Source organism: Aeromonas sp. FDAARGOS 1419, assembly GCF_019047045.1.
In the GTDB taxonomy this organism is placed as follows: domain Bacteria; phylum Pseudomonadota; class Gammaproteobacteria; order Enterobacterales; family Aeromonadaceae; genus Aeromonas; species Aeromonas veronii.
Map to the genome: position 1 here is coordinate 3,309,882 of NZ_CP077209.1, position 7,619 is coordinate 3,317,500.

At 57.7% G+C, this 7,619-nt stretch carries 3 protein-coding genes, 1 tRNA gene and 3 rRNA genes (1 of these 7 only partly in view); all 7 read right to left on the reverse strand.

The genetic code is table 11. The features are described 5' to 3' along the window. Window positions 1–91: 91 nt before the first annotated feature. Window positions 92–547, reverse strand: coding sequence for a beta-galactosidase subunit beta (locus I6L49_RS15015; RefSeq protein WP_194759672.1), 456 nt, complete (start codon window positions 545–547; stop codon window positions 92–94). Next, window positions 544–3,618 (reverse strand): beta-galactosidase subunit alpha, encoded by a 3,075-nt coding sequence (gene ebgA / locus I6L49_RS15020; RefSeq protein ID WP_216949845.1) that lies wholly within the window; start codon window positions 3,616–3,618, stop codon window positions 544–546. The genes I6L49_RS15015 and ebgA overlap by 4 nt, the downstream gene beginning before the upstream one ends. 320 nt (window positions 3,619–3,938) lie before the next feature. Then, window positions 3,939–4,904, reverse strand: a complete 966-nt coding sequence (gene ebgR, locus I6L49_RS15025; protein ID WP_204384711.1) for a transcriptional regulator EbgR — start codon at window positions 4,902–4,904, stop codon at window positions 3,939–3,941. 165 nt (window positions 4,905–5,069) lie between these two features. Next, window positions 5,070–5,184, reverse strand: a 5S ribosomal RNA gene (rrf, locus tag I6L49_RS15030). A 27-nt stretch (window positions 5,185–5,211) separates the two neighbouring features. Continuing rightward, a tRNA-Thr gene (locus tag I6L49_RS15035) sits at window positions 5,212–5,287 on the reverse strand. A 45-nt stretch (window positions 5,288–5,332) separates the two neighbouring features. Then, window positions 5,333–5,447: ribosomal RNA gene (rrf, locus tag I6L49_RS15040) — 5S ribosomal RNA — on the reverse strand. 107 nt (window positions 5,448–5,554) lie between these two features. Further along, a 23S ribosomal RNA gene (locus I6L49_RS15045) occupies window positions 5,555–7,619 on the reverse strand; it runs 826 nt beyond the window's last position.

Genomic DNA, 7,619 nt, shown 5'->3' on the forward strand with positions numbered 1-7,619 from the left:
GACCTGTAGTTATTGCCGCGAAAGGGCGGGGCATGGGTTGTAGGGTGAGCCCCGCCCTTCCGGCTTTTATCTGTGCAGAACCGGCGGCTTGTTATTTGTTCTTGAAGTAGCCGCCTTCGACGGTGACCTTGATGATCACCTTGCGCACCGGGCTGTCGCCGACGAACCGGTAGGCCTCGTCGTTCTCGAAGATCACCACCTGACCATTGCCGACCTGCTGGCGCTCACGCACCTCGCCTGCCAGCCACTCGCGGTCGGTGGTGTCGTCATAGGCCTGCTCGACCGCCAGCTCCGATTTGGGAGCCCACTCCACCGTCTCTGCCCCTTCCAGGTAGTAGTGGACGTCGAAGTAGCGGCGCTGCCCCTCGAACAGGGAGGTGGCCGGGCTGGCCCCCTCCTGCAAGCGGTAGGTGAGGGAGTCACCGATGGAGTGGCAAATGCCGGGCTTGAGGTTCGGCAGGTTGTTGATGGCCTCCACGCAGCGGCCCCACTTCTTGCCCTCCCGGTAGATGTTTTTGAACAGGGTCAGGTTGTCCAGGGTGATCATGCGAGGTTCCTCCCGCCGTTGATGGTGAGATCGAGCCCGGCCAGCGCAGCCGGATTGAGGTTGCCACGGGCGATGGGCAGCAGGGTCAGGCCGAAGCTGAACGGCTCGAAGCGCACCCGCCAGGAGTCCAGCACCTCGGAACCCCAAGAGTTGGAGCCGAGCCCCAGTACCTTGTGATCCAGATTGAGGGTGAGATAACCGCTCGGTTCCAGCTCGTTGATGTGCTGCGCCGCGTGGATATGCTCCCAGCTGTAGGGCCAGACGCTCAGGTTGATGGGGGCATCGGGCCGCACGTAGAGACCGGCGCCGTGACGGTTGGTCAGGGTCGCCCAGCGCACCTGCTGACGGTTGCCGTTGTCCTGCGGGAAGGGGTAGTGCTCCCACATCTCGCCCACCGTGCTGTTGAAGCTGTCGATCCAGTTGCTCTGGCGGCTGTCCTGATAGTTCTCGCCCGGCCCCATGCCGTAGTAGTGCACCCGGTCGAGATCCTGACGAATGCCCAGCTCGAAGCCGATCTTGGGGATGATGTCGTCGTAGCCGCCGTAAGGCTGACCAGAGAGCGCCACGTGCAGCTGACCGTTCGGGCTCAGGGTGTAGACGTAGCGGCAGCGCATGCCGAAGTCGAACACCGGCGGCGCGATCAGGCTCTCGACCGTCACCTCGACCGCCTCGCCCAGCTGACGCCAGCTCAGGGTGCGGAAGTGCTCCTGCATGATCTGCAGGTGGTTCGGGTGCCACAGGCTCTCGTACTCCTGCTTGTGGTTGTCGATCATCGGCTTGAAGAAGGTGAGGCGCGGCGCCCGCTCAATGAGCTCGATACCATTCTGCTGCCAGCTCACCAGCTTGCCGTCGAGACGCGAGAAGCGCAGGGCGAAACCAGTGCCGCTCAAGGTCAGCGCGAGCCGCTCGTCGGCGATCTGCAACGGTGTGGCATTGGGATTGGCAAAGGGCAGCAGCTGGCGAGTCGATGCCTTCAGTTGGAACTGGTACTGCCCCAGCTCGTGCTCCGCCGCACTGTAGCGGGTGGCACTGGCCTTGATGACCCGCAGCTGGACGAAGGTTTCCCGCCCATCGAGAGAAGGCAGCTCAAGCTGCAGTTCGGTGGTGGCACCGGGGGCAACCCCTTCCAGCCGGATTTGCTGGCTGGCCAGCAGTTCGCCCTCGGCCTTCACTTCGACCAGCAGGCGGATATCGTCGAGAGTGGAGAACCAGTAGCGGTTTTCCACCGCCAGCTTGCCGCTCGCCAGATCCAGTGCCCGCACCTTGACCGGGCAGATCACCTGCTTGTATTCGCGCAGCCCCGGCCCCGGGGTCTGATCCGGATAGATAAGGCCATCCATGCAGAAGTTGTAGTTGTTGGGGTAGTCGCCATAGTCGCCACCGTACTTGTAAACGGGGCGGCCCTGCTCGTCCTGATCCAGAATGCCGTGATCGCACCACTCCCAGATGTAGTGGCCCTGAATGTGGGGATGACGGTCAAACACCTGCTGGTATTCGCTGAGGCCACCCGGGCCATTGCCCATGGCGTGGGCGTATTCGCAGATAATGCGTGGCTTCGCCATCGGGAACTCGCCAAAGCAGTTCATCTGGGAGACGCGGGAATACATGGTGCTCACCACATCCACCACCTCGGCATCGCGATCCTCTTCGTAGTGCACCAGCCGGGTCGGGTCGATCGCCTTGCAGCGCTGGTACATGGCTCTGATGTTGCAGCCGTAGCCGGACTCGTTGCCGAGCGACCAGATGATGATGGAGGGGTGGTTCTTCTGGGCGTGCACGTGGCGCTCGATGCGATCCACGAACACCGGCTCCCAGAAGGGGTCATCGGTGATGCGGCTGAGATCGCCGACGTTGGCAAAACCGTGGGTCTCCACGTCGGTCTCCGCCATCACGAACAGACCGTACTGGTCGCACAGCTCGTAGAAACGCGGGTCGTTCGGGTAGTGGGCGGTGCGCACCGAGTTGAGGTTGTGCTGCTTCATCAGCACGATATCGCGCTCCACCCGATCCATGCCGACCGCGCGGCTCTTGAGGTGGTCGTTGTCGTGGCGGTTCACCCCGTGCAGCTTGAGGTAGTGGCCGTTGACGTAGAAGAGGCCATCCTTGACCTTGATTTCACGCACCCCGACCCGCTGCGGGATCACTTCCAGCAGCTCGCCCTGACCGTTGTAGAGGGAGAGCTGTAGCTGATAGAGGTAAGGGTCTTCGGCGCTCCACAGATGGGGGTTGGCCAGATCCAGCGTGAAGCGGCAATCACACTTGCCATCGATGGCGAGATGGTCGAGCGAGCCGCTGGCGATCTCACTGCCCTGATCCAGCAGCGACCAGACCAGACGGTGATCACGGGCGGGCGCCCCCAGATTTTCCAGCTGGAGATCGCAGCTCAGGGTTGCGCTTTGATTGTCATCGGCCAGCGCGGTGCGGATGAAGAAGTCCTGCACATGGGCGGCCGGTTTGCCCACCAGATAGACGTCGCGGAAGATCCCCGCCATCCACCACATATCCTGATCTTCGATGTAAGTGGAGTCAGCCCACTGCATCACCCGCACCGACAGCAGGTTCTCGCCAATGTTGGCGTAAGCGCTGATATCGAACTCGGCGGTGAGGCGACTCCCCTTGCTGAAGCCGACGTAGTGGCCATTCACATAGACCTCGAAGTAGGTCTCTACCCCGTCAAACTTGATGATCACCTGCTCGCCGTCCCAGGCCGGGCTCAGCATGAAGCTGCGCTGATAGGCGCCGGTGGGGTTGTTGGTCGGCACGAAGGGCACGTCGATGGGGAAGGGAAAACCTTCGTCGGTGTACTGCAAGTTGCCATGCCCTTCCATCTGCCACATGTTGGGCACGGTGATCTGGCCCCATTCGTTCATGGGGCAGTGATAGAAGGCCTCCGGCACCTGCAGGGGGTGGTCGAAGTAGTGGAACTGCCACTGGCCGCCAAGGCTCAGAAAACGGCGGCTCAGCTCGCGCTGCATGGTGGCCGCCAGCGCGTGGTCGGCATAAGAGAAGAAGTAGGCGCGCGGGGCCAGCCTGTTTTCACCAACAAATTGGACGTTTTCCCAGTTATTCACATGTCCTCCCGGAACAAGGCAACTTTGACTGGGTAAACTCTAGATAAACATTTACTAAATATCAGCTTTGAATTGGTAAAGTTTTAACCTGATCACAATGAACAGATGGTTTTGTGAGCGAGATCAGAAGCGGGAGATAAAGGAGGGCAAGATATGGATGAGTGGCATGGATGTTGATAGTAGCTGGCTGAACTGCAATAAAATCAACTATAAACAATATGATATGAAGTTGTTGGATGATATGGGAAAGAGGTTTGCTTGGGAGAGGTGTCGCACCACCGCAAGATGGTACGACTAAAAAGCAGAATGTTTTACTAAAATCAGCGAGTGGTGCCACGCAGGGTCAGCTTGCTCGGTACCAGCACCCGAAGGGGAATATCCCGCTCGTCTCGCAGCCGCTCAACCAGCAAATTGACCCCCTGGGAGCCCATCAACTCGGAATGGATCCGCACCGTGGAGAGTGGCGGGAAGGTGAACTTGGCGGTCGGGATATCGTTGACGCTGATAAGCTCGATCTGCTGGGGAATCGCCAGTCCCTTCTCATGAATGGCACGCAACACACCGATGGCGATGGAGTCGGAGGCGACAAACAGCGCCTTGGGCCAATCCCCTGCCAGCATCTCCTTCGCCAACTGGTAGCCAGAGGCGCTGGAGAAATCGCCGCGATAGAGATCGCTCTCCTGCACCACCCCCAACCGCTGGCCATAATCCCGGAAGGCCAATTCACGCAGATCCGGATTCTCATCCTGGCCACCGATATAACCGATACGCTGGTGCCCCTGCGCGATGAAGTAATCGACGACCTGCTGGCTGATCAGGGCGAGATCCACATCGACCGAGTCGAACTCTCCCTGTGAACGGCAGTCGACAAACACCAGCTGGCTGGAACAAGTCCTGAGCTGGGCCAGACGTTCGGCTGTGAGGGTGCCGACCACCAGAATACCATCCACGGCGCTCAGCTCGCGCCCTTCACCACAGTTGTAGAGATGAGTCAGCTCGATATTGAGGCGGGCACTCTGGGTCTCGATGCCATAACGGATGGCGAGATAGTAAGGATCGTTGACCTCGGTACTCTGGGGATAGGCATAGACCACCAGAAAGTGCAGCTTGCTCTTGTGCACCCCCTTGCGGGCGCTGCTGGTCTTGTACTCCAGCCGTTCGGCAATCTCGAAGATCCGCTGCTTGGTCTCTTCCTTGACGCTCAGGCTGGGATCCTCGTTCAGTACCCGGGATACCGTCGCGAGAGAAACCCCCGCTTCCTGTGCAATTTCCTTCAACGTAGCCATCAATACCTCGCTGGCAGCATCACGTGTTAATCGGTAACGGCTAAAGAGTAACGGGCAATCCCTTGATAGCCCAGCACTTTTACTAAAATGCCGGCGGCATGACAGATTTTTGGAAGGCAGAAATGCAAAAAGGCCTCCCGAATGGGAGGCCTCTTCTAAATAGGTGCCTGACAGTGTCCTACTCTCGCATGGCGAATGCCACACTACCATCGGCGCTACCGCGTTTCACTTCTGAGTTCGGCATGGGATCAGGTGGTTCCACGGCGCTATTGCCGTCAGGCAAAAGCTTTTAAAACTAACTTGAAAATGGTGCTGATACCCAGAATCGAACTGGGGACCTCATCCTTACCAAGGATGCGCTCTACCGACTGAGCCATATCAGCACACTAACCGGTAAAGACCACGCTGGGCGTAATCTTGAAATTGGTGCCTGGCAGTGTCCTACTCTCGCATGGCGAATGCCACACTACCATCGGCGCTACCGCGTTTCACTTCTGAGTTCGGCATGGGATCAGGTGGTTCCACGGCGCTATTGCCGCCAGGCAAAATCTTAATCTAGAAAGCTGACGTGAATAACGACTGGTCGCTATCACTGAATTTGAGTAGTTCGCTCATTCGCTACAAGGCCCAGAACACTTCTTGGGTGTTGTATGGTTAAGCCTCACGGGTAATTAGTACGGGTTAGCTCAATGCATCGCTGCACTTACACACCCCGCCTATCAACGTTGTGGTCTCCAACGGCCCTTTAGGACCCTCAAGGGGTCAGGGATGACTCATCTCAGGGCTCGCTTCCCGCTTAGATGCTTTCAGCGGTTATCGATTCCGAACTTAGCTACCGGGCAGTGCCACTGGCGTGACAACCCGAACACCAGAGGTTCGTTCACTCCGGTCCTCTCGTACTAGGAGCAACTCCCTTCAATCATCCAACGCCCACGGCAGATAGGGACCGAACTGTCTCACGACGTTCTGAACCCAGCTCGCGTACCACTTTAAATGGCGAACAGCCATACCCTTGGGACCGACTTCAGCCCCAGGATGTGATGAGCCGACATCGAGGTGCCAAACACCGCCGTCGATATGAACTCTTGGGCGGTATCAGCCTGTTATCCCCGGAGTACCTTTTATCCGTTGAGCGATGGCCCTTCCATTCAGAACCACCGGATCACTATGACCTACTTTCGTACCTGCTCGACCTGTCCGTCTCGCAGTTAAGCTGGCTTATGCCATTGCACTAACCTCCTGATGTCCGACCAGGATTAGCCAACCTTCGTGCTCCTCCGTTACTCTTTGGGAGGAGACCGCCCCAGTCAAACTACCCACCAGGCACTGTCCGCGAGCCCGATTCAGGGCCCTGCGTTAGAACATCAAACATACAAGGGTGGTATTTCAAGGACGGCTCCAGCGCAACTGGCGTCACGCCTTCAAAGCCTCCCACCTATCCTACACATGTAGGTTCAATGTTCAGTGCCAAGCTGTAGTAAAGGTTCACGGGGTCTTTCCGTCTAGCCGCGGGTACACCGCATCTTCACGGCGAATTCGATTTCACTGAGTCTCGGGTGGAGACAGCATGGCCATGGTTACACCATTCGTGCAGGTCGGAACTTACCCGACAAGGAATTTCGCTACCTTAGGACCGTTATAGTTACGGCCGCCGTTTACCGGGGCTTCGATCAAGAGCTTCGCTTGCGCTAACCCCATCAATTAACCTTCCGGCACCGGGCAGGTGTCACACCCTATACGTCCACTTTCGTGTTTGCAGAGTGCTGTGTTTTTGATAAACAGTCCCAGCCATCTGGTCACTGCGACTCCCAACTGCTCCATCCGCAAGGGACTTCACTGTCAAGAGCGAACCTTCTCCCGAAGTTACGGTTCTATTTTGCCTAGTTTCCTTCACCCGAGTTCTCTCAAGCGCCTTGGTATTCTCTACCCGACCACCTGTGTCGGTTTGGGGTACGATGACTTGTAATCTGAAGCTTAGAGGCTTTTCCTGGAAGCAGGGCATCAATGGCTTCCGCACCGTAGTGCGTTCGTCTCGTGTCTCAGTGTTGTGTCTCCGGATTTGCCTAGAAACACCACCTACGCACTTTCACCAGGACAACCGTCGCCTGGCCCACCTAGCCTTCTCCGTCCCCCCATCGCAATTACAAGTCGTGCAGGAATATTAACCTGCTTCCCATCGACTACGCCTTTCGGCCTCGCCTTAGGGGTCGACTCACCCTGCCCCGATTAACGTTGGACAGGAACCCTTGGTCTTCCGGCGAGGAGGCTTTTCACCCCCTTTATCGTTACTTACGTCAGCATTCGCACTTCTGATATCTCCAGCATACCTCTCGATACACCTTCGCAGACTTACAGAACGCTCCCCTACCACTCACACATAAGTGTGAATCCGCGGCTTCGGTGCCTGGTTTGAGCCCCGTTACATCTTCCGCGCAGGCCGACTCGACTAGTGAGCTATTACGCTTTCTTTAAATGATGGCTGCTTCTAAGCCAACATCCTAGCTGTCTGAGCCTTCCCACATCGTTTCCCACTTAACCAGAACTTTGGGACCTTAGCCGGCGGTCTGGGTTGTTTCCCTCTTCACGACGGACGTTAGCACCCGCCGTGTGTCTCCCGGATATTACTTACTGGTATTCGGAGTTTGCATGGGGTTGGTAAGTCGGGATGACCCCCTAGCCCAAACAGTGCTCTACCCCCAGTAGTATTCGTCCGAG